The following is a 24,601-nucleotide window of genomic DNA, read 5'->3' as shown; positions in this document are numbered from 1 at the left end:
GGGGTTGAGGTGGCGCAGCAGGCCGTAGCCGATGCCCTTGTCGGGGATGGCCCGCAGCTGCTCCTTGACCGTCTTGAACGCCGCGCCGAGGGCGGGTCCGCCGCGGAACAGTTCGTCGGTGTCGTGTGCGCCGGGGTCGACGGCGACCGGGTAGAGGCTGGTGAACCAGCCGACCGTGCGGGACAGGTCGGCGCCCGGCACGATCTCCTCACGGCCGTGTCCCTCCAGACCGACGAGGACGGCGCTGCCGTCACCGCGGCCCCGCTCCCGCCGCCAGCGGGCGACCGCCAGCGCCAGCGCGGTGAGCATGGCCGCCTCGGGACCTGCGCGGAACAGGGCGGGCACCGGGCCGAGCAGCGCCTCGGTGGCAGGGGCGGGCAGGGCCGCCGTGAGCCGGCGGGCCACGCCCAGGGTGTCGCGGGCGGGGTCGGTGCGCCGGTCGGCGAGCAGCGGGTCCTCGGTGTCCAGCACGGCGCGCCACAGGTCGAGCTCGACGGTACGACGCTCGCTCAGCGCCTCCTGCCGCAGCTCCCGCGCCCAGCGCCGGAAGGAGGTGCCCACCGTTTCGAGGCGGACGGAGGTGCCGGTGCGTGCGGCGTCGAGTGCCGCCCGGAGGTCCGGCAGCAGGATGCGCCAGGACACGCCGTCGACGGCGAGGTGGTGCACGACGAGGGCGAGCCGGCCCTCGGCGGCCGGGCCGGCGTCGAACCAGACGGCCTGCACCATGCGGCCCTCGGCCGGTGCCAGCCGCGCCGTGGCGGCCCGGACCTGCGCCGCCTCGTCGTCCTCGGCGTCCTCGGCGTCCTCGCCGGCGGGGACGTGCCGGTGGACGCAGGCCTCGGCGCGGACCGCGCCCCGCTCGGCGACCTCCAGGCTCCAGTGGCCGTCCGGGGTCCGGCCGAGCCTGAGGCGCAGCGCGTCGTGGTGGTCGAGCAGGGCCTGCACGGCGGCCCGTACGTGCGCCTCGTCGAGGCCCGCCGGCACGGGCACGGTCATGGTCTGGTTGAACGCGTCGACCGGGCCGCCCCGGCTCTCCTGCCAGTGCATGATCGGGGTGAGCGGCACCGGGCCGATGCCGTCGTCCGGGCCGTGCTCCGGCGCGGCCTGGGCCGCGTCGGCCGTCGGGGCCAGCGCGGCGAGCCGGGCGACCGTGCGGTGCTCGAAGATCTCCCGCAGGCTGAGGGCGATGCCCTCCTTGCGGGCGCGGTGGGCCAGCTGGATGGAGCTGATGGAGTCTCCGCCGCGCTCGAAGAAGCTGTCGTGGACGGAGACCGACTCGACGCCCAGCACCTCGGCGAACAGCCGGCACAGCAGTGCCTCGCGTTCCACGTCGGCGCAGCCCGCCGGTGCCGCCTGCGCGGTCGGCTCGGGGGCGGCGGGCCCGGTCCGTCCCGCGTGAAGCAGCCGTGCGCGGTCGGCGGCCGTGAACGTGCCGACGGTGCCCACCGGCCGGTGGGGGTCGGTGGCGAAGGCGGTCAGTACGGCGAGCAGCCGGTCCAGGATCTCGCGTCCGGCGTCCTCGGTGAACAGGTCGGGGCGGTGGTCGAGGCGCACGGTCATACGGTCGCCGCGGACGGTGCCCTCCAGGTTGAGGGCGTAGTGCGTGGCGTCCCGGGTCGTGGCGGCGACGGCACCGATGCCCTCGGCGGAGTCCTGCAGGGAGTCGGTGTCGACAGGGTAGTTGGCGAAGATGGTGATGGCGTCGAACAGCGGGCCGACGCCGAGCAGTTGCTGGATCTCGGGGAGCCCCAGGTGCTTGTGGGCGAGCAGGTCCGCCTGACCGTCCTGCAGCGCACGCACCTGCTCGCCGAGGGTGAGGGCGGGGTCCAGGCGCAGCCGCACGGGCAGCGTGTTGATGAACAGGCCGATCATCTTCTCCACGCCGGGCAGCTCCGGCGGGCGACCGGAGACGGTCTCGCCGAACACGACGTCGTCGCGGCCGGTCAGCCCGCCCAGGACCAGGCCCCAGGCGGTCTGGAACACGCTGTTGAGGGTGAGTCCGAGCGAGCGGGCCCGCTCCGTCAGCGCCGTGGTCAGGTCGGGGCCGACGTCCTTGATCAGGGTCACCGGCAGGGCGGCGCCCGCTTCGGCCCCGGCCACGAGCGTGGGCTCGGCCCCGTCGAGCGCCTGCTTCCAGGCGAGTTCGGCGGCTCCCCGGTCCTGCCGGGCGAGCCAGCCCAGGTAGTCCTTGTACGGCACGACCGGCGGCAGGGCCGAGGTGTCCCCGCCGGCCGTGTACAGCGTCATCAGCTCGCCGAGCACCAGCGGCATGGACCAGCCGTCCAGCAGGATGTGGTGGGCCGTGAGGACGAACCGGTACTCCTGCTGCGCCAGCTTGACCAGGGAGAACCGCAGCGGGGGGCGGGTGAGGTCGAAGCGGCGGGTGCGGTCGGTGTCCAGCAGGCGCCGCAGTGCCTCCTCCCGCTCCTGACCGGGCAGTCCGCTCAGGTCGGTCTCGGACCAGTCGGGGTCCGCGTCGCGCAGGACGACCTGTACCGGTTCGCCGCTCTTGCGGTTGCGGAACGAGGCGCGCAGGTTGTCGTGCCGGCCGAGGACGGCCGTCACGGCGGCCCGCAGGGCGGCGGTGTCCAGGTCGCGGCGCAGGTCGAGCGCCATCTGGATGACGTAGACGTCATCGCTCCGCGTCCCGTCCCGGTCCCCGTCCTCGTAGAGGGCGTGGAAGAGCATGCCCTTCTGGAGCGGGGACAGCGGCCAGATGTCGACGAATCCAGGCTTCGTCACCGTGCTGTTTCCTTCCATCAGCTCAGATCACTCTCGAATTCATCGATCTCGTCCTGCGACAGTTGCAGCAGGTCCACGTCGGACGGGGTGAGGCCGCCGGCCTCGGGGCGCTCGGCGCACTGCGCGAGCGCTGTCAGTTCCCGGAACCACAGGTCCGCCAGTTCGCCGACCTCCTGTTCGGTGAACAGGGCGCCGGGCCAGGACCAGATGGCGACGAGGTGCACCCCGTCGGGGCGGTCCTGGGCGACCGCGCTCAGTCCCAGGGCGTGAGTGAGGGGCCGCTGCTCGTGCCCGCCGCTGCCGAGGGTCTCGGTGGCCTCCGGCGGCGCGGCCCAGTCCTCGGCGCGTTCGGCGGCCGTGCCGGCCGCTTCGAACCGGCCGAGGTAGTTGAAGCCGATCTGCGGCTCGGGGCGGCCGGCCAGTTCGGGGGCGGTGTCGGGGTTGAGGTGGCGCAGCAGGCCGTAGCCGATGCCCTTGTCGGGGATGGCCCGCAGCTGCTCCTTGACCGTCTTGAGGGCGGCGCCGGGGTCGCCGTGTGCGCCGGGGTCGGCGGCGACCGGGTAGAGGCTGGTGAACCAGCCGACCGTGCGGGACAGGTCGGCACCCGGCACGATCTCCTCACGGCCGTGTCCCTCCAGACCGACGAGGACGGCGCTGCCGTCACCGCGGCCCCGCTCCCGCCGCCAGCGGGCGACCGCCAGCGCCAGGCCGGTGAGCAGCACTTCGTCGACCGCGGCGCGGAAGGCCGCGGGCACCGTACCGAGCAGGGGGGCGGCGGCCTCGGGAGGCAGGCTGACGGTCAGTCGCCGGGCGGTGTGGGCGACGTCCGCCGCGGCGTCGAGGGGCCGCCGCCCGAGCTGCGGGTCGGGGGTGTCCAGGATGTCGCGCCACAGGCCGAGTTCGGCGGTGCGGCGCTCGCTCAGAGCTTCCCTCCCGAGCTCGTGGGACCAGCGGCGGAACGACGTCCGCACCGGTTCCAGCCGGACCTCGCGGTCCTCGGCCACCGCGTCCCAGGCCGCCTTGAGGTCCTCCCGCAGCACCCGCCAGGACACGCCGTCCACGGCGAGGTGGTGCACCAGGATCAGCAGGCGTCCGGGCCGGCCGGGGCCCGCGTCGAACCAGACGGCGCGGACCATCCTGCCGTCGGCGGGCGACAGGTCGCCCTGCACCCGGGTCTGGGTGTCGGCGACGACGCCGATCAGGTCCCCGGCGGCCACGCCGGTGACGTCGACGCGGTCGAGCAGCGCTGTGGCGTCGACCGAGCCTCGCGGGGTGACCTCCAGGCGCGGGCCCGCGGGCCCGGCGACGGTGTGTGCGCGCAGGATGTCGTGGTGGTCGAGGACCGCCTGCAGGGTTGCCGCCAGCCGTCGCCGGCCCGCGTCGGCGGGGACCTGGAGCAGGGCCGCCTGGTGGACCTCGTCGGTGGGGCCGCCCCGCTCGTACAGGTCGTGCATCACGGGGGTGAGGGCCAGTTCGCCGATGGCCTCCTCGGGGGCCTCGCCGGCTCCGGCGCCGTCGTCCTGCCGGGCGATGCGGGCCAGCGCGCGGACCGTCTTGTGCTTGAAGACGTCCCGCAGGCTGATCAGCAGGCCCGCGCTGCGGGCCCGGCCGGCCAGCTGGATGGAGACGATGCTGTCGCCGCCCAGCTCGAAGAAGTCGTCGTCCGGACCGACCTCGGCGACGCCCAACAACTCCGCGAACAGCCCGGTGAGGATCCGCTCACGCGCGGCGGGTCCGTCCGCGTCGGCCGGTTCCGGCACGCCGGCCTCAGTGGCGGGCCGCTCCCGCGCCGGCTGCCCCGCGATGCGCGCGCGGACGCCGGCCCACCAGCCGGGGAGCGGGTCGTCCGCCGGATGCCAGGGCCCGGCCGGGTTCGCGGCGAGCGCCTCCAGGACGTCGCGCAGCCCGTCGGCGACGGCCTCGGCGTCGGCCTTGGTGAACAGGTCGGGCCGGTACCCGAAGCGGCAGTGCAGCAGGTCGCCGGCGAGGCCGGCGTCCAGGGTGAGGGGGTAGTGGGTGGCGTCGTCCATCACCAGGTCGACCGCCCGGACCCGGTCGCCGTCGCCGCCGAACCCGGCGCCGTCGGCCGGGATGTTCTGGAACACCAGCAGGGTGTCGAAGAGTTCGCCCTTGCCGGTCAGCCGCTGAAGGTCGACCAGACGGATGTACTGGTGTGCCGTCAGGTCGAGCTGCCGCTCCCACAGCCGGGGCAGCACGGCCTCGGCGCTCTCCCCGGGCCTGAGACTCACCCGTACCGGCACGGTGTTGATGAACAGCCCCACCATGCGCTCGACGCCCGCGACCTCGGGCGGCCGGCCGGAGACGGTGGCGCCGAAGACGATGTCGGCGCGGCCGGTGAGCCGGGCCAGCAGCTGTCCCCAGGCGGCCTGCACGACCGTGTTCATCGTGGTGCCGTGCCGGGCGGCGAGTGCCGCGAGGCCGGCGGTCAGTTCGCCGCCGAAGGTCACGGAGATCTTCTCGGTCGCCACGGCCGCCCGCTCCGGGTCCGCGGGTGCCAGCAGGGTCGGCTCGGCGGAGTCGTCCAGCACCCGGCGCCAGGCCCGCTCGGCGGCCGCGCGGTCCTGGCCGGCGAGCCAGGACAGGTAGTCGCGGTACGGCCGGACCTCGGGCAGACCTGCAGGGTCGCCCTCTGCCGCGTACAGCCGCATCAGCTCGTCGAGCAGGACCGGCGTGGACCAGCCGTCGAGCAGCAGGTGGTGCAGGGTCAGCACCAGCCGTGCCCGGCCGCCGCCGAGGCGGAGCAGCGCGCAGCGCAGCAGCGGGGGCCTGCCGATGTCGAACCGCTCCGTCCCGGCCTCGCGCATCGCCCGCTCCACGGCGTCCTGCCGTGCGGCCTCGTCGAGGTCGCCGAGGTCGGTCTCCGACCACGGCACGTCGACGTCCTCGGGGATGAACTGCACCGGTCGGCTGAGGCCCTGGTGGGCGAAGCCGGCGCGGAGGTTGGCGTGCCTGCGCAGCAGCGCCCCGACCGCGGCCCGCAGCACCGGGGTCTTCGGGTCGCCCTCCAGGTCGAGTCCGAACTGCACGGTGTACACGTCCGGTTCGCGCTGGTCGTAGAGGGAGTGGAAGAGCAGCCCCTCCTGCAGCGGGGCCAGTGGCAGCACGTCGGCGAGCCGGTGTCCGTCGCGTTCGAGGACGTCGATGTCCTGCTGGGTGAGGTCCACCAGCGGGAAGTCCGACGGGGACCGGCCACCGTCGTGGACGGCGGCGGTCTCCCGGACCGCCTGCTGCCAGTCCGCGGCGAGTTCGGCGGCCTCGCCGTCCCCGAACAGCGCCTCGGGCCAGGACCAGACGGCCGTCAGGCGGGGGCCGCCCGGGCCGTCGTGGGACCAGGTCTCCACGTCGAGGACGTAGCGGGCCGGTGTGTCCGCGTCCTCGCCACGGGCGGGCCGCAGGGCTCCCGGTGCGTCGACCGGCACGGAGCCGTCGGCGAGCGGCTCGGCGCAGCCGTCCCGGTGTGCGACGCGCACCCACGGGGCGGGCAGCCCGGCCAGCAGGGGGACCGTCTGCGGGTTGAGGTACCGCAGCAGGCCGTAGCCGGAGCCGTCACCGGGGACGGCCGCGAGCTGTTCCTTGACCTGCTTGACCCGGGCCGCGGGCGCGGTGCCCGGCTCGCCGGTGCCGAGCAGCACCGGGTGGACGGCGGTGAACGGGCCGACGGTACGGCCCGTGCCGCTCCGGGCGTCGCGGTCGTCCTGTTCGACGGCGACCAGGACACCCGCGTCCGCGGGCAGTCCGCGCCGGGTGCGCCACTGGGCGACCGCGGCCGTCAGCGCGCCGAGCAGCACTTCGCGCACCCCGGTGGCCAGGCCCTCGGGGACGGTGGTGAGCAGGGCCTTCGACTCGGCGGCGGAGAAGGTCATCTCCAGGCGGCGGACGGTCCCCTCGGTGTCGCGGCGCTGGTCCGGCGCCGCCGCCACCGGGGCCACGGCCCGGGCGGCGAGCATGTCGGTCCAGGCTTCGAGCTCGTCGACGAGTTCCGGGACGGCGGCCGCCGCGGCGATCTGCTCGGCCCGGGTGCGGTAGGCGGTGGTGACCGGCGGCAGCTGGGGCGCCGCCCCGGTGCCGGCCGCCTGCCAGGCGGTGCGCAGGTCGTCGAGGAGGATCCGCCAGGAGGCGGCGTCGGCGGCGAGGGTGTGGACCGCGAGGACCAGCCGGTGCTCACCGTCGGGTCCGCCGTCCAGCCACGCGGCCCGCAGCAGCACGCCGTCCTCGGGCGCCAGGGCGGACCGGACGGCGTCCGTCTGCCGGGCGGTCTCGGCGGCGAGCGCGTCCTTGTCGGCCGCGGCCACGTCGACGCGGGTGAGCAGGCCGGCCGCCGGTACGTCGCCGCGCGGCAGAACCTCCAGGCCCCACACCAGGTTGCCGGCCCGGCGGGTGAGCCGTTGCCGCAGGGCGTCGTGGTGGTCGATCAGTGCCTGCAGCACGGTGTGCAGCCGGGACTCGCCGGTGCCGGGCGGAAGGGCGAGCACGGCTGTGGCCGCCGAGTGGCCGGCGTGGCCGCCGCGTTCGCGCAGTGCGTGCGCGGCGGGCAGCAGCGGAACCTCGCCGGTCCCGGTGTCACCGGAGCCGCCCGGGCCGTCGGCCGGGAGGAGCGCGGCCGGTCCGGTCGCGGCGGCGGCGAGTGCCTCGACGGTGCGGTGGCGCAGGACGTCCGCCGCGGTGAACTCCAGGCCCGCCTCGAGGGCCCGGCTGACCAGCTGGATGGACACGATGCTGTCGCCGCCGAGGTCGAAGAAGCTGTCGTCGATGCTCACCGGCTCCACGCCGAGCAGGTCACCGATCAGTTCGCACAGCAGGGTCTCCTTGGCGTCGCGCGGGGCGCGGCCCTCGCCCCGGGAGGCGAAGTCCGGTGCCGGCAGCGCCGCGCGGTCGACCTTGCCGTTGGCGTTCAGCGGCAGGGCCTCCAGCAGGGTGTACGCCGCGGGGACCATGTACTCCGGGAGCCGTTCGGCGAGATGGGTGCGCAGCATCCGCGGGTCGGCGTCGGCACCGTCGGCGGCGACGACGTGTGCGACCAGTTGCTTGCGGCCGTCGTCGCCGTGGTGGACGGTCACGGCCGAGCGGGCGACGGACGGGTGGCCGTCCAGCGTGGCCTCGATCTCCCCGAGCTCGATGCGGAACCCGCGGATCTTGACCTGGTCGTCGGCACGGCCGGCGAACCGCAGCTGCCCGTCGGCGTTCCAGGCCACCAGGTCGCCGGTGCGGTACAGGCGGGCTCCGGGCGCCCCGAACGGGTCGGCGACGAAGCGTTCCGCGGTGAGGGCGGGCCGGCCGAGGTAGCCGCGGGCGAGCCCGTCGCCGGCGATGTACAGCTCGCCGGTCACCCCGGCCGGCACCGGGCGCAGGAAGTCGTCGAGGACGTACACCCGCGTGTTCCACAGCGGGGCGCCGATCGGCGGCTGGACCGCGCCGGACTGGGGCGCGCTCATCGTCGCGCAGACGGTCACCTCGCTCGGGCCGTAGACGTTGAGCAGCCGGCGGCCCCGGGACCAGTGGGCCACCTGCTCGGGCGGGCAGGCCTCGCCGCCGACGGCGAGGGTGCGCAGGTGGGGCAGCGGGTCGCCCGGCAGGGTGGCCAGCACGCCGGCCGTGATCTGCAGGTGGGTGACCTCGTACTCGGTGAGCAGCTGGGCGAGTTCGTCGCCGACCGGGGCGCGGTTGCCGTCGGGCAGCACCAGGGCGGCACCGCTCAGCAGGGTCATCGCCAGGTCGGCGACGGACACGTCGAAGCTGGGCGACACGGCCTGCAGGATCCGGCTGTCCGCGTCGATGGCGAAGTTCTCCGCGTGGGCCCCGGCCATGCCCGCGACACCCCGGTGCGTGACGACGACGCCCTTGGGCCGGCCGGTCGACCCGGAGGTGTAGATGACGTAGGCGGGGTGGTCCGGGGCGAGCGGCCGCGTGCGGTCGGTGTTCGCCGGGTCGGTCGCCGAGGCGGCGGCCACCGCCTCCCGGACGTCGGCGGCGTCGGCGCGCAGGACCGGCACCCCGGCGGGCAGCGCCCGGTCCGCGAGGGCCTCGCCGCTGGTGACGACCAGGGCGGGGCGCGCGTCCTCGGCCATGTAGGCGATGCGCTCGGCCGGATAGCCGGGGTCGACGGGCAGGTGGGCGGCGCCCGCCTTGAGCACGCCGAGGGTGACGGCGAGCCACTCCGCCGAGCGGGGCAGGGCGACCATGACCCGCTGCTCGGGACCGGCACCGTGCCTGATGAGGTGCTGCGCCCAGCGGTTCGCCCGGGCGTTGAGGGCCGCGTAGGTGAGCCGCTCCTGTCCCGTGATCACGGCCGTGGCCTCGGGGGTGGCGGCGGCCTGCCGCTCGAACAGCTGCGGCAGGGTGGCCGCGGGCACCTCACGGGCGGTGTCGTTCCACTCGGTGAGCATGCGGTGCAGTTCGGCCTCGGGCAGCAGGTCGATCCGGCCGAGCGGGCGGTCCGGGTCGGCGGTGACCGCGCCGAGCAGTGCGGTGAAGCGGGACACCACGGACTCGACGGTGCCGCGGTCGAACAGGTCGGTGCGGTAGCTGACCAGTCCGCGCAGTCCGGCGGGGCCCCCGTCGGGGGTCCGTTCCTCGGTGAGTTCGATGCCCAGGTCGGTCTTGGCCGAGGTGAGTTCCACGACCGCCGGCCGGACGGTGAGACCGGGCAGCTCCAGGCGCGGGGCCGCGTTGTTCTGGAAGGCGAGGAACACCTGGAACAGGGGGGTGTGGGCGAGTGACCGGGCCTCGGCCCCGAGGTGGTCGACGAGCCGTTCGAAGGGCAGGTCCTGGTGGGCGTAGGCCGCCAGGTCGGTGGCCCGCACGCGGCGCAGCAGCTCGGCGAAGGTGGGGTCGCCGGAGGTGTCGGTGCGCAGCACGAGGGTGTTGACGAAGAAGCCGACGAGGTCCTCGAGGGCCGCGTCGGAGCGGCCGGCGACGGCGGTGCCGACGGGGATGTCGGTTCCGGAGCCGAGCCTGGTCAGCAGTGCCGCGAGTGCTGCCTGCGCCACCATGAACAGGCTGACCTGGTGGGTGCGGGCGAGCTCGGTGAGGCGGGCGTGCAGCGCGGGTTCGATCCGGAAGCCCACCGTGGCGCCGTCGCCGGTCATCTCGGCCGGCCGGGGCCGGTCGGTGGGCAGCGCCAGTTCGGCGGGCGCGCCGGCCAGGGCCTCGCGCCAGAAGGCGAGTTGGCGGGCGGCGAGGCTGTCGGCGTCCTCCTCGTCACCGAGCAGGTCGCGCTGCCAGAGGGTGTAGTCGGCGTACTGCACGGGCAGTGGCGCGAAGTCCGGCGCGCGGCCGGCCCGCCGGGCGGCGTACGCCCGGGAGAGGTCGCGGGCCAGCGGGGCGTTGGACCAGCCGTCGGACGCGATGTGGTGCAGGGTCAGCAGCAGACGGTGCTCGGTGTCGGAGACGGCGAACAGAGTGGCGCGCAGCGGCGGTTCGGTGGCGAGGTCGAAGCCGCGGGCGGCCTCCTCGCGCAGCGCCGCGTCGAGCTCCTGCGGCCCGCACGTCACGACGCGCAGCGGCACGGGGGTGCCGGCGGCGTCGAGGACGGCCTGCCGCGGCCGGCCGCCGTCGTCCGGGAAGACGGTGCGCAGGGCCTCGTGCCGGGCCACCACGTCGGCGAGGGCCGCGCGCAGCGACGGCACGTCGAGGGCGCCGTCGAGCCGGATGGCGAGCGGGATGTTGTAGGCGCCGGACGGGCCGTGCAGCCGGCTCAGGAACCACAGCCGGCGCTGGGCGTACGACAGTGGGATCCCGGCGGTCCTCTCCCGGGCGGTGAGCTCGGGGCGCCGGCTGCCGGACGCGGTCAGCCGGGCGGCGAGCAGGGCCGGTGTCGGCGCCTCGAAGACGGCGCGCACGTCGACTTCGGAGCCGAAGGCGGAGCGGATCCGGCTGAGGAGCCGGACGGCGCTGAGCGAGTTGCCGCCGAGCTCGAAGAAGTGGTCGTCGGGGCCGGCCTCGGGGCGGTCCAGCACCTGGGCGAACAGACCGCACAGGATCTCCTCCTGCGGGCCGCGCGGGGCGCGGGTGGCCGGGCCGGCGGCCGTCTCCGGTTCGGGCAGGGCGCTGCGGTCGAGCTTGCCGTTCGGGGTGAGCGGCAGCTCGTCGAGGAGGACGACGGCGTCCGGGACCATGTAGTCGGGCAGGACCGCGGCGAGTTGCTCGCGCAGCGCGGCGGCGGCCGGCGCCGTCCCCGGCGCGGGCACGGCGTACGCCAGCAGCCGGGCTCCGTCGGCGGAGCCGGTGGTCACGACGGCCTGGGCGGCGACGCCGGGGAGGGCGGCGAGGGCGGCGGAGATCTCGCCGGTCTCGACCCGGTGGCCGCGGATCTTCACCTGGTCGTCGGCGCGGCCGGTGAACACCAGGTTCCCGTCGGGCAGCCGGTGGGCCACGTCTCCGGTGCGGTACATCCGTGAGCCGGCCGGACCGTGGGGGTCGGCGGTGAAGCGCTCCGCGGTCAGGCCGGGGCGCCCGAGGTAGCCGCGGGCCAGGCAGGGCCCGGCGAGGTACAGCTCGCCGGGGACACCGGGCGGGACGGGCCTCAGCGCCCGGTCCAGGACGTAGGCCCGCACGTTGCCCTGGGGCCGGCCGATCGGGACCGGGCCGGGGACGAGTCCGGTGCCGGGGTCGATGCGGTACTCGGTGACGTTGACGGTCGCCTCGGTGGGGCCGTAGACGTTCCAGACGGTGGCGTCGGGGTGGCGGTTCCGCCAGGCGGTCAGCGACTCGCCGAGCAGGGCCTCGCCGCCCAGGAGGAGTTCGCCGGACGGCGAGTACTCCTCGGGGAGGGCGCCGAGCAGCGGGAGGTGGCTGGGGGTCGCCTTCATGAAGGCGACCGGGGTGTGCCGGAGCCGCCCGGCGGTCGCCGGGTCCTCCTCCAGGGCGGCCATCAGTACCGTGCCGCCGACCGTGAGGGGCGTGAACAGGGCGGTGACCGTCAGGTCGAAGGCGACCGGCGAGTGCAGCAGCGCGAGGCCGGCGGCGCCCCGGTAGGCGCTCCCCGCCCAGGTGAGGTAGTCCGCGACGGAGCGGTGCGTGACGACGACGCCCTTGGGGCGCCCGGTGGAGCCGGAGGTGTAGATGACGTACGCCGGGTGGTCGGCGGTGAGCGGGGCGCGCCGGTCGGCGTTCACAAGGGCGGTGGCCGGGTGGGCGTCCGCGCGCCGGGCCGTCTCCGGGTCGTCGACGACGAGTGTGCGCACGTCGTGGTCCGCGAGAACGGCGGCCGTCGCCCGGTCGGTGAGCGCCAGGCCCGGGCGGGCGTCGGCGAGCAGGTACCCGATGCGCTCGGCCGGGTGGGCGGGGTCGACGGGCACGTAGGCGGCACCGGACTTGAGTACCGCGAGCAGTGCCACCGCCAGGTCCGCCGACCGTCGCAGGGCGACGGCGACGAGTTGCTCGGGTCCGGCTCCCTCGGCGGTCAGCGTCCGCGCGAGACGGTTGGCGCGTTCGTCGAGCTGGGCGTAGGTGAGTTCGGTGGTGGCGTCGGCGACGGCGACGGCGTCGGGGGTGCGGGCGGCCTGGGCCTCGATCAGCTCGGGGACGAGGGTCGCGGCGGCGGCCACGGCGGGGCCGGCGGATCCGGTGGTCAGCTGCCGGGTCTCCTCGTCGTCCAGCAGCCGGAGCCGGCCGACGGGGGTGTCGGGCGCGGTGACGACGGCCTCCAGGACGCGGCGCAGCTGACGGGTCGCGGACCGCACCAGGTCCTCGTCGAGCAGGTCGCCGCGGTAGTACCAGTTGATGACCATCCGCCGGTCGTCCTGCATCACGACCATGCCCAGCGGGTAGTGGTTGTCGCCCTTGGTGTCGACGTCGGACAGGGTGAGCCCGTGCACGGTCCGCCCCGTGCCGTCGTCGGCGGGGAAGTTCTCGAAGACGACGGCGGTGTCGAAGAGGGTGCCGAGGCCGGTCAGGCGCTGGAGGTCGGCCAGGCCCAGGTAGTGGTGGCCGAGGAGCTCCACGCGCTGCGCCTGGACGCGGGTGAGCGTCTCGGCGAGCGAGAGGGCCGGGTCGACGCGGACGCGTACCGGCACGGTGTTGCTGAACAGACCGACCATGGACTCCACACCCGGCAGCTCCGGCGGGCGGCCGGAGACGGTCTCTCCGAAGAGCACGTCGCCGCGGCCGGTGAGGCCGGCCAGCACCAGGCCCCAGGCGCCCTGCACCACGGCGTTCATGGTGAGGCCGTGGGCTCTGGCCGCCGTGGTCAGGTCGGCCGTGAGGCCGGCCGGCAGTTCGTCCACGATCCGGCCGGGCAGGGCGGCGGCGTGCCCGGCCGCCTGCGGGGCGACGAGCGTCGGCTCCTCGACGCCGGCGAGCGCCGCCCGCCAGGCGTCCTCCGCGGCGCCGCGGTCCTGCCGCGCGAGCCAGGCGAGGTACTCCCGGTACGGGACGACGGGCGGCAGCGCCAGGGCGTCGCCACGCTGCCCGTACAGCGCGAACAGCTCGCCGGCGAGCACCGGTGCCGACCAGCCGTCGAGCAGCAGGTGGTGGGCGGCGAACAGCAGCCGGTGGCGGTCCGGGCCGAGCCGGATGAGGGTGAAGCGCAGCAGCGGCGGCTGCTCGGGGTCGAAGCGACGGGACCGCTCGGCGGCCAGCAGCCTGTCGAGTTCGGCCTGCTGGGCGGCTTCGCCGAGGCCGCTGAGGTCGATGTCGTGCCAGGGGGTGCCGGCCTCGGCCGGGATCAGCTGCACGGGTGTGCCGTCGGTGGTGCGGTGGAAGCAGGCGCGCAGGCTGGCGTGGCGGGCGAGCAGCCCGGCGACGGCACCGCGCAGTGCCCCGGTGTCCAGTTCACCGCGCACGTCGACGGCGAGCCGGGTGATGTAGACGTCCTCGGCGTCCTGGTCGTACTCGGTGTGGAAGAGCAGGCCCTCCTGCAGCGGGGAGAGCGGCAGGATGTCGGTCAGCCGCGGCCTGGCCCGCTCCAGGCGGTCGATCTCGTTCTGGTCGAGGGCGACCAGCGGCAGGTCGGAGGGGACCAGGCCGCCGGTGTCCTCGGGCCGGTCGGCGCGCGCGACGAGGGCGCGCAGGGCGTCGAACCAGCCGGTGGCGAGGTCCCGCACGTCCTCCTCGGTGAGCAGGCCGCCGGGCCAGGTCCAGGTGGCCCTCAGCCGCGGGCCGTCGGCGTGGGTCTCGGTGACCGCGTTGGCGGTGAGGGTGTACGGCAGCGGCGTGCCGGGGTCCGCGCCGCCGCCCAGGCCGCTGTCCTGCCCGTCGTCGGCGGTGTCGCCGGACTCGCCGATGCGGCCGAGGTAGTTGAAGCCGATCTGCGGCTCGGCGAACCGGGCCAGGGCGGCCGCGGTGCGCGGGTTGAGGTGGCGCAGCAGGCCGAAGCCGATGCCGTTGTCGGGGATGGCCCGCAGCTGTTCCTTGACGGCCTTGAGCGCGCGGGCCGCCGCAGGGCCCTCGGCGACGAGGCCGGCGGCGGTGACCGGGCCCGGGTCGAGACGCACCGGGTAGAGACTGGTGAACCAGCCGACGGTGCGCGACAGGTCGGCGCCGTCGAGGATGTCCTCGCGGCCGTGGCCCTCGAGCCCGATCAGCACCGACGAGGTGTCGCCGCGGCCCTGCCGGCGCCGCCAGTCGGCGACGGCGAGCGCGAGGGCGGTCAGCAGGACGTCGTTGATCCGTGCGTGGAAGGCTGCCGGGACCCGGCCGAGAAGCGGCTCGGTGACGTCGGCGGGCAGGCGCAGGGTGAGGTGCCCGGCGCCGGCGAGGGTGTCGGCCGCCGGGTCGAGGGGGCGGTCGGTGAGCAGCGGATCGGGCGCGGAGAGGACGGAGCGCCACAGGGAGAGTTCGCGGATGCGGTCGGGTTCGCCGGCGGCCGCGGTCAGGTGCTGGGCCCAGCGCCGGAAGGAGGTGCCGACGGGCTCCGGTGCGAAGGTGGTGCCCCGGGCGGCCGCGTCGAGTGCGGCGGAGAGGTCCGGCAGCAGGATGCGCCACGAGACGCCGTCCACGCACAGGTGGTGGGCGACCAGCAGCAGGCGGCCGGGCCGGCCGGCACCGGCGTCGAACCAGACGGCCTGCACCGTCCGGCCCTCCTCGGGGGCGAGCCGGTCCTGGGCGGCGGCGGACTCCCGCTCGGTGACGGCCCGCACGGCGTCCGCCTCGAGGCCGGCGACGTCGACCCGGTGCAGGGCGTCGGCGGCCGCGACGGTGCCGGGCGGGGTGATCTCCAATGTCCACTCGTCGATGTCCTCGATGCGGGTCAGCCGCAGCCGCAGCGCGTCGTGGTGGTCGAGGAGGGTCTGCAGGGCGGCGGTGACCCGCGCGGTGTCCAGGCCGGCGGGCACCGGCACGGGCATGGCCTGGCTGAACCGGGCGGCGGGGCCGCTGTGTTCGCGGAACCAGTGGATGATCGGTGTCAGCGGGACCCCGCCCACCCCGTCGGACGGGGCGGCACGGCGCGGGGCGGCGCCCTCCTGGGCGACCTCGGCGAGCGCCTCGACGGTGCGGTGGGTGAACACGTCGCGGGGGGTGAGGCGCAGTCCGGCCTTGCGGGCCCGGCTGATCAGCTGGATGGAGCCGATGCTGTCACCGCCGAGCTCGAAGAAGCTCTGGTCGGCGCCCGCCTTCTCCAGTCCGAGCACCTCGGCGAAGATCCCGCACAGCAGTTCCTCGCGCTCGGTGGCCGGGGCCCGGCCCGCGCCGGCGGCGGGCCGCGGGGCGGGCAGCGCCTTGCGGTCGAGCTTGCCGTTGGCGGTCAGCGGCAGTGTGTCGAGGGTGACGACGACGGACGGCACCATGTACTCGGGCAGCAGTTCGCCGACGTGGGTGCGCAGCGTGCCGGCGTCGGCGTCGCCCGTCCCGGACGGCACGACGTAGGCGACGAGCTGCCGTACGCCCTCCTGGAGCTCGTGGACGGCGACGGCGGCCCGGTCCACCGCCGGGTGGCGTGCCAGGGCGCTCTCGATCTCGCCGAGTTCGATGCGGAAGCCGCGGATCTTGACCTGGCCGTCGGCGCGGCCGACGAACTCCAGCTGTCCGTCCGGCCGTATCCGCACCACGTCACCGGTGCGGTACATCCGCTCGCCCGGGGAGCCGAAGGGGTCGGCGACGAAGCGCTCGGCGGTCAGGCCCGGGCGGCGCAGATAGCCGCGGGCGAGACCGGCGCCGGACACGTACAGCTCGCCCTCGGTGCCCTGGGGCACGAGGCGCAGTGCCGCGTCGAGGACGTAGAGGCGGGTGCCGCGCACCGCGGCGCCGATCGGCGGGACCGTTCCGGTGGGCTCCAGCGGAGTACTCATGGACACGGCGACGGTGGACTCGGTAGGACCGTAGGCGTTGACCATGCGGCGGCCGGGTGCCCAGCGCTCCACCAGCTCCGGCGGGCAGGCGTCGCCCCCGACGATCAGGCAGCGGAAGCCCGGCAGTTCGGAAACGGGCACGCTGGCCAGCGCCGCCGGCGGGATCAGGGCGTGGGTGACCCGTCGGGCGTCGATCAGCTCGGCGAGCGGCTCACCGGCGAGCGCGCCGGGCTCGGGGACGACGAGAGCGGCCCCGGAGGTCAGCGCCATGCACAGCTCCAGCACCGAGGCGTCGAAGCTGGGCGAGGAGAACTGCAGGACGCGGGCGGTGGCGTCGACGGCGAACCGCTCGCGCTCGGTGGCGGCGAACGCGGCGAGCCCGGCGTGGCTGACGACGACGCCCTTGGGCACGCCGGTCGAGCCGGAGGTGTAGATCAGGTAGGCGGGCGACGCCGCCGACACGGGCCCGGCGGGCCGCTCGGCGGTGTCGGTCCGGGCGTGGTCGTCGTCCAGGACGACGACGGTGGCGTCGCCCGCGGGGACGACGGCGCGGTGGGCGGTGGTGGTGAGCACGGCGGCGGGACGCGCGTCGTCGAACATGAAGGCGATGCGCTCGGCCGGGTAGTCGGGGTCGACCGGGAGGTAGGCGGCGCCGGCCTTCATCACGGCGAGCGAGCCGATGACGGACTCGGCGCTGCGGCCGAGGACGAGGGCGACGGTCTGCTCGGGGCCGACGCCCGCGGCGCTCAGGCGGGCGGCGAGCGCGTCGGTGCGCGCGTCCAGTTCGGCGTAGGTGAGCGTGAGGCCGGGGGCGTCCACCGCCACGGCGTTCGGGGTACGGGCCGCCTGGGCGGCGAACAGCTCGGGGAAGGTGGCCCGTTCGGCCTCCTGCGCCCCCGCGGTCAGGCGGGCCCGCTCGTCGTCGTCGAGCAGGTCCAGGCCCGCGACGGTTCGCGCGGGGTCCTCGGCCAGCGTGTTCAGGATGTTCACCAGCCGGGCGCCGATCACCTCGACCTGCTCGGGTTCGAACAGGTCCGGGCGGTAGTTGAGCAGCAACCGGAGCCGGCCCTCGTGGACGTGCGAGACGAGGCAGAGCGGATAATGGTTGGCGTCCAGGACGTCGAAGCCGTCGATCCTGAGGTCACCGGCCAGCCCGCGCAGGCTCTGCAGGTCGAAGGGGAAGTTCTCGAACGCCACGTAGGTGTCGAAGAGTTCGGGGTGGCCGGAGACACGGAGGATGTCCCGCATGCCCGTGTACTGGTGGGCCGTCATCTCCAGGTGCTCGCGCTGCACCGCGTCGAGCACGCTGTGCAGGGTGTCGCCGCTGCCCAGCCGGACGCGGACCGGCAGGGTGTTGATGAGCATGCCGACCATGCGCTCGACGCCCGCCACCTCCGGGGGCCGGCCGGAGACCACGGTGCCGAACACCACGTCGTCGCGGCCTGCGAGCACCGACAGCAGCAGGGCCCAGGAGCCGTGGACGGCCGTGGAGAAGGTCAGGCCGAGGGCACGCAGCCGGGCCGAGAGCACCTCGGTCTGCTCGGTGGACAGCTCCAGGACGCGGGTGTCGGGGTGCAGGACCTCGCGCGCCGGGTCCGACGGCACCAGCCGGGTGGGGGCGTCGATGCCGGCGAGGGCGCGGCGCCAGGCTTCCTCGGAGGCCCGGTGGTCCTGGCGGGCGAGGTGGGCGAGGTGCTCACGGAAGGGCGTCACCGGCTCGAGGCCGGAGGCGTCGCCGCCGGCGGCGTACACCTGGAACAGCTCGCCGAGCAGCACGGACGTGGACCAGCCGTCGAGCAGGATGTGGTGGAAGGTGCACAGCAGGCGGTGCGTGTCCTCGGCGAGCCGGACCAGGCGGTAGCGCATCAGCGGCGGGCGGGTGAGATCGAAGGCGTGGGCCTTCTCCGCTGCCTGGATGCGGGCCAGTTCGGCGGTCCGCTCGGCCTCGCCCAGGGGGCTGAGGTCGCTCACGGCCCACGGCACCTCGACCTGTCGGGCGACGACCTGCACCGGCCGGCTCTGCTTGGGGTGCAGGAAGGCCACCCGGAGGTTGGCGTGCCGGTCCAGCAGTGCCTGCGCGGTGCGGTGCAGCGCCTCGGTGTCCAGGGCCCCGCCCAGGTCGAGGACGACCTGCACCGTGTAGACGTCGTTGCCGGTCTCGTCGTACAGCGCGTGGAAGAGAAGTCCCTCCTGGAGCGGGGACAGCGGAAGGATGTCCTCGGGACCCGTGTTCGTCATTGCAGCGTCCTCCACTCGGCTTCGAGGCCGTCGATCTCGTCTTGGGAAAGTTCCACCAGGGCCAGGTCCGACGGGGACCAGCCGCCGGCGTCGGGGCGTTCGGCGTGGTGGAGCAGCGCGCGTACGGCGCGGAACCAGGTGTCCGACAGTTCGCGGACGTCGGCCTCCGACAGGAGCCGTCCCGGGTAGGTCCAGCGGGCGGTCAGGCGCGGCCCGTCGGGCTGCTCCTGGATGAGGGCGTTGATCTCGATCAGGTGGGACAGCGGCAGGTCGGCGCCCTCGGCGAGGACCACGTCGCTCTCGGCGGCGGCCGCCCAGTCGCCGCCCGAGGCGGCGACTCGTCCCAGGTAGTTGAAGAGCAGGGGTGAGGCGGCGAGCCCGGCCAGGCGTGGCCCGGCCTCCGGATGCAGGTGGCGCAGTACCCCGAAGCCGATGCCCTCGTCGGGTACGGCCCTGAACTGTTCCTTGACCGTGCGCAGCACCCGGCCGGCCTCCGGCCCTCCGGACCACAGCCCCTCCCAGTCCTCGACGCCGGGGTCGAGCCGGGCGGGCCGGATGGCGGTCAGCCAGCCGACGGTGCGCGACAGGTCGACGCCGTCGGCGATCTCCTGGCGGCCGTGGCCCTCCACGTCGAGGAGGACTCCCTCGCCCCCGCCGCGGTGCCGGTGCCTGCGCCAGTGGTCGACCGCCACGGCGAGCGCGGTGATCAGGACCTCGTGCACACCGGCGTTGAGTGCGGTGGGCGCCCGGTCCAGGAGTCCGGCGGTGGCGTCGGCGGTCAGCACCTGGGTGAGGTGCCGGGCGGCGTGCGCGGTGTCCCGGGCCGGGTCGAGCGGCCGGTCGGTGAGGGCGGGGGCGGGCTGCCGGAGCGTCCGTGCCCACAGCTCCTCCTCGGCGGCCCGGGCGGTGGCCTGTTCGGTGAGCAGCTCGGCCCAGCGCCGCAACGGTGTGCCCACGGGGGCGAGTTCGGGTTCCTTGCCGACCGCGGCCGCCTCCCAGGCAACCCGCAGGTCGGGCAGCAGGACACCCCACGACACGCCGTCGACGGCCAGGTGGTGGGCGGCGAACAGCAGTCGGCCGGGGGCGTCCTGACCGGCGTCGAACCACACCAGCCCGGCCATCGTGCCGGCCTCCGGGTCGAGGCGCCGCCAGGCGGCGCGGGCCTCCCGTTCCAGGGTCGCCCGCAGCCGTTCGCCGCGCTGCCCGGCGATGCCGACCCGGTGCACGAGGCCGGCGGCACGGACGCTGCCGGGCGCGGGGATGTCGTACGTCCACTCGGCGCCGCTCCGGTCCAGGCGGAGGCGGAGGGCCGCGTGCCGGTCGAGCAGGGCCTGCAAGGCCTCCGTGAGCGGTTCCTCCCCCAGGCCGGGCGGGACCTGCACGAGCATCGACTGGTGGAAGGCGTCCACCGGGCCGCCGCGTTCGCGCAGCCAGCGCATGACCGGGGTCGGCGTGAGCGGACCGCTGCTCGCGGCGGTGTCGTCGGCCGGCCCGGTCTCCATGGGGGCCGCCTGGGCCGCCAGGGCCGCCACTGTCCTCAGCTCGAAGACGTCCTTCGGGCTCAGCGCGATGCCGCGGCGCCGGGCGCGGGCCACCAGCTGGATGGAGACGATGCTGTCACCGCCGAGTTCGAAGAAGCTCTCGTCGAGGCCGACGGCGTCACGGCCGAGGACCTCGGCGAACAGCGCGGCGAGCGTCTCCTCCGCCGGGGTGCGCGGCCGGTCCGCCCCGGCCGGGGCCCCGGCGGTGAGCTCGGGGGCGGGCAGGGCCTTGCGGTCCAGTTTGCCGTTCGGGGTGAGCGGCAGGGTGTCCACGACGACGACCGTCGCGGGCACCATGTAGGCGGGCAGCCGCCCGGCGGCGTGCGCGAGGACCTCCTCGGGTCCGGGCCGCTCGCCCTCGCCGGGGACCACGTAGCCGACGAGCTGCCGGTGGCCGGGCAGGTCCTCGCGCACCGTGGCGGCGGCCCGCGCCGCCTTCGGGTGGCGGGCGAGCACGGCCTCGACCTCGCCCAGCTCGATGCGGAAGCCGTTCAGCTTGACCTGGTCGTCGACCCGGCCGAGGTACTCCAGCCGGCCGTCGGCGCGCCAGCGGCCCACGTCGCCGGTGCGGTACATGCGGGCGCCGGCCGGGCCGTGGGGGTCGGCTACGAACCGCTCCGCGGTGAGCGCCGGCCGGTCCAGATAACCGCGGGCGAGTTGCCCGCCGCCGATGTAGATCTCGCCGGCCACGCCCGGCGGGACGGGGCCCAGGGCGGGGTCGAGCACATGGACGACCGAGTTCCACATGGGGCGCCCGATCGGCACCGGTCCGCCGGGCACGGGCTCGTCGGGGCCGATGCGGTACGCGACGCAGCCGACGGTGGCCTCGGTCGGGCCGTACTCGTTGACGACGGTCACGCCCGGGCGGTGGCGGCGCAGTTCCGTGACGGCCTCGCCGATCAGCATCTCGCCGCCGACGACGAGTTCCCCGGTGGGCGAGAACTCCTCGGGGAGCACGCCGAGCAGGGCCAGGTGGGCGGGGGTGGCCTTCAGGAAGGCGGGGCGCCGGGCTCCCGTCGCGGGTCCGTCGAGCGCGGTGACGCGGACGGTGCCGCCGGTGATGAGGGGCGCGTACAGGGAGGTGACGGTCAGGTCGAAGGAGACCGGGGAGTGCAGCAGCGTGCCGCCGGCCACCGACGGGTAGTGCTCGCGGGCGTACTGGAGGTAGACGGCGACGGAGCGGTGTTCGACCACCACGCCCTTGGGCCGGCCGGTGGAGCCGGAGGTGTAGATGACGTAGGCGGGGTGGGCGGGGCCGAGCGGCCGGATCCGGTCGGTGTCGGTGGGGTCGGTCTCCGGGGCGGAGTGCTCCGCGCCGGGGTCGACGACCGGCAGCCGTCCGGGGACCGCTGCCCGGGTGCGCTCGTCGGCCAGCACCAGTGCGGGCGCGGAGTCGTCGAGCATGTACGCGATCCGCTCGGCGGGGTAGTCCGGGTCGACCGGGACGTAGGCGGCACCGGACTTGGTGACGGCGAGCAGCGCGATCACCAGTTCGACGGAGCGGGGCAGCAGGACCGCCACTCGCCGCTCGGGGCCCGCGCCGGCCGCGATCAGGTGGTGGGCCAGCCGGTTGGCTCGCGCGTTGAGCTCCGCGTACGTCAGCACCCGGTCGCCCTCGCGCAGCGCCTCGGCCCGCGGGCTGCGCGCGGCCTGCTGCTCGAACAGCCGCGGCAGCAGCGCCTCGGGGGCGACGGCGGGGGCGGAGGCGAACTCCTCGAGGACCTGCCGGCGTTCCGCGGTGGAGAGGACGCCGATGTCGCCGGTCCGCCGGGCGGGGTCGGCGGCGAAGGCCTCCAGCACCCGCAGCAGGCGGTCGCCCATCGCCTCGATGGTCGACCGGTCGAAGAGGTCGGTGCTGTACTCCAGGCGGCCCGAGACGCCGGCCGCGACCTCGTGTCCCGCGGACCGCTCGTCGAACCCGAACAGCAGGTCGATCTTGGTGACGCCCGGGTCCACCTGCTGCGGGGCGGTGGCCAGGCCCGGCAGTTCAAGGGTGGCCTCGGCCGGTGTCTGGACGTCCATCATCACCTGGAACAGGGGGTTCCTGGCGAGCGAGCGCTCGGGGTTGAGGACTTCGACGAGCCGCTCGAAGGGGAGGTCCTGGTGCGCCTGGGCCGACAGTGCCGTCTCCCGGCTGCGGTCCATGAGTTCGGCGACGGTCGGGTTGCCGGAGACGTCGTTGCGGAACACCACGGTGTTGACGAAGCATCCGACCAGTTCGTCCAGCCGCGCATCGCCGCGGCCCGCCACGGCACTGCCGAGCGGGATGTCGTCGCCCGCGCCGAGCTTGCTCAGCAGTACGGCGACCGCGCTCTGCAGCACCATGAAGAGGCTGCACCGGTGGGTGCGGCCCAGGTCGATGAGCCGCTGGTGCAGTTCGGCACCGATCTCGAAGCGGACGATGTCACCGCGCTGGCTCAGCTCGCTCGGACGCGGCCGGTCGACGGGCAGGTCCAGTTCCTCGGGCAGGCCCGCCAGCGCCCGGGTCCAGTGGGCGAGCTGGCGGCCCAGTGGGCTGTCCGGGTCGTTGTCGTCGCCGAGCACCGACTGCTGCCAGAGGGTGTAGTCGGCGTACTGCACCGGCAGCGGCGCGAAGTCCGGGGCCCGCCCGGCGGTGCGGGCGGTGTAGGCGCGTCCCAGGTCGCGGGCGAGGGGGGCGAGCGACAGGCCGTCGGCGACGATGTGGTGCAGGACGACGAGCAGGACGTGCTCCTCGGGGGCGAGCACCAGCAGGCGGGGGCGCACGGCGAGGTCGGTGGTGAGGTCGAATGCCTCGGCGACGACCCCGGCGACGGTGGCGTCCACGGTGTCGGGGTCGGCGGGCAGTTCCACGAGGCGTGCGCGGGTGGCGGCCTCCTCGGGGGTGAGCACGTGCTGGCGGGGCCGTCCGTCGGCCTCCGGGAAGGTGGTGCGCAGGCTCTCGTGCCGTGCCAGGACGTCGGCGAGGGCGGCGCCGAGGGCTGCCTTGTCGAGCCGGCCGGTCAGTTTCAGGGCCAGGCCCATGTTGTAGGCGCCGCTCGGACCCTGGAGCCGGTTGACGAGCCACAGCCGCTGCTGGGTCAGGGAGAGCGGCAGTTCGGAGGGGCGGTGGGGGGCGGGTTCGAGGGCTCTGCGGCGGTCACCGGCGCCGTCGAGCCGGGCGGCGAGTCCCGCGACGGTCGGTGTCTCGAAGACGGCGCGGATGGACAGCTCCGCGCCGAACGCCTCCCGGATTCGGCCGAGCAGGCGGATCGCGGTGAGCGAGTGGCCTCCCAGGGTGAAGAAGTTGTCGTCGAGGCCCACGCGGGGCACCTTCAGCACGTCGGCCACCAGCCCGCACAGGGTCTCCTCGTGCGGGGTGCCTGGCGCGCGGTACGCCACCGCCTCGGCGGCCGCGGGCCCGCCGGCGTCGTCGTCCGTCCGCGGCGGGGTCCAGCCGGCCGGCGCGGTGAGCGCGACGGAGTCGAGGGGGGCGTCCGGATCCGCGCCGGCCAGCGCGACGAGGAAGGCGGTGAGGGCCTCGCGGTGACCGGTGAGCGTCTCTTCGGTGTAGAGGTCGGCGTTGGCGTGGAAGTCGATGAGGAATCCGCCGTCGGATGCGCGGTTGTCGACGACCAGCGACAGGTCCTCCTCCGGGCCGATCGAGAAGCCCCGCACGGTGGCCGGGCGGCCGGCGAAGACCAGTGGCTCGCCGTACATGACGAAGTTGATCTCCGGGCCCCACAGCCGCTTGCGGTCACCGACCAGGCCGAGGTCGCGGTGGATGTCCTCGTAGCGGTAGCGCTGGTGGCGCAGGGCGCGGTGGATGCCGTCGCTGACCGAGGCCAGGAATTCGGCACTGCTCGTTCCGGGCCGCACCCGCACGCGGATCGGCAGGGCGTTCGAGACCATGCCGGGGGTCCGCCGGGCGGCGGCCCCGGGGCGGGCGGCGGCGGCGAGTCCGACGACGATGTCGTCGGCGCCGGTGAGCCGGTTGAGGTAGGCGGCGAGGCCCGCGACCACCACGGCGGGCCAGCTGACCCGGGTCTCGCGGGCCAGGTCGCGCAGCGCCGACGCGGTGCCGGGGGTGATGTGGCCGGCCTGACGGACGTGGTCGGCCGGCACCCGGGCGGGCCGGCCGGCCAGGCCGGTCGGCGGGGCGACGTCCGCCAGCTCCTCGCTCCAGAAGGCGGCGTCGGCCGCGAACTGGTCCGAGCCGCGGTAGGCGGTGTCGAGGTCGACGAGTTCGCGCAGGCTGCCGAAGCCGGCCGGCGCGGGTTCCTCGCCGGCCACCAGCGCCGAGTAGACGGCGGCCACCCGGGACACGATCAGGGACCAGCTGTAGCCGTCGACGAGGACGTGGTGGACCCGGCTGAACCAGGTGTGGCGGTCGTCGGCGAGCTTGACCAGGCCGAAGGTGAACAGCGGCCCGGACGCCAGGTCGACCGGCGCCCTCACCCGCTCCAGCATCCACTGCTCGGCAGCGGCGGCGGGGTCCGCCGCACCGCTGACGTCGAGGGTGTGCAGCTGCCAGTCCGGCTCCGCCACCACGCTCTGCACGGGGCCTTCGTCGCCCTCCGCCAGCCGGACGCGCAGCACGTCGGCCTCGGTGACCGTCCGGCGCAGCGCCGTCTCGAACAGGCCCGGGTCGATCTCCCCCGATATCTCAACGCACTCGGCGATGCTGTACATCGGGTTTTCCGGATTCACCTGCTGCGCCAGCCACATTCCGTACTGAGCGGCCGTCAGCGGCAATTGGAGTCCATTCCGATCGGCCATTGCCATTCACTCCGATTGAGTAGATGCGTCGAGACCCGTGAAGAATCGCCTGCCGACAGGGGGCGGCAGTCGCGGCGACCCGGCCCACCCTACGAA

3 protein-coding genes are annotated in these 24,601 nt (G+C 75.1%); all 3 read right to left on the bottom strand.

What is annotated here, in order from left to right:
• Nucleotides 1–2,760 (bottom strand): condensation domain-containing protein (locus ACP4J0_RS22095; protein WP_426600388.1); only part of this gene is annotated, 2,760 nt, incomplete at its 3' end.
• Complete coding sequence (locus ACP4J0_RS22090; RefSeq protein WP_426600387.1) at nt 2,760–18,227, bottom strand: amino acid adenylation domain-containing protein; 15,468 nt, start codon at nt 18,225–18,227, stop codon at nt 2,760–2,762. The genes ACP4J0_RS22090 and ACP4J0_RS22095, both read right to left, overlap by 1 nt.
• Entirely contained in the window at nt 18,224–24,505 is a 6,282-nt protein-coding gene (locus ACP4J0_RS22085; protein ID WP_426600386.1) for an amino acid adenylation domain-containing protein, read from the bottom strand. The genes ACP4J0_RS22090 and ACP4J0_RS22085 overlap by 4 nt, the downstream gene beginning before the upstream one ends.
• Nucleotides 24,506–24,601 lie beyond the last annotated feature (96 nt).

This window comes from Streptomyces sp. WG7 (assembly GCF_049975785.1).
Taxonomy (GTDB): domain Bacteria; phylum Actinomycetota; class Actinomycetes; order Streptomycetales; family Streptomycetaceae; genus Streptomyces.
Note: the sequence above shows the minus strand (reverse complement) of the source record. Positions and strands in the feature narration are given on the sequence as shown.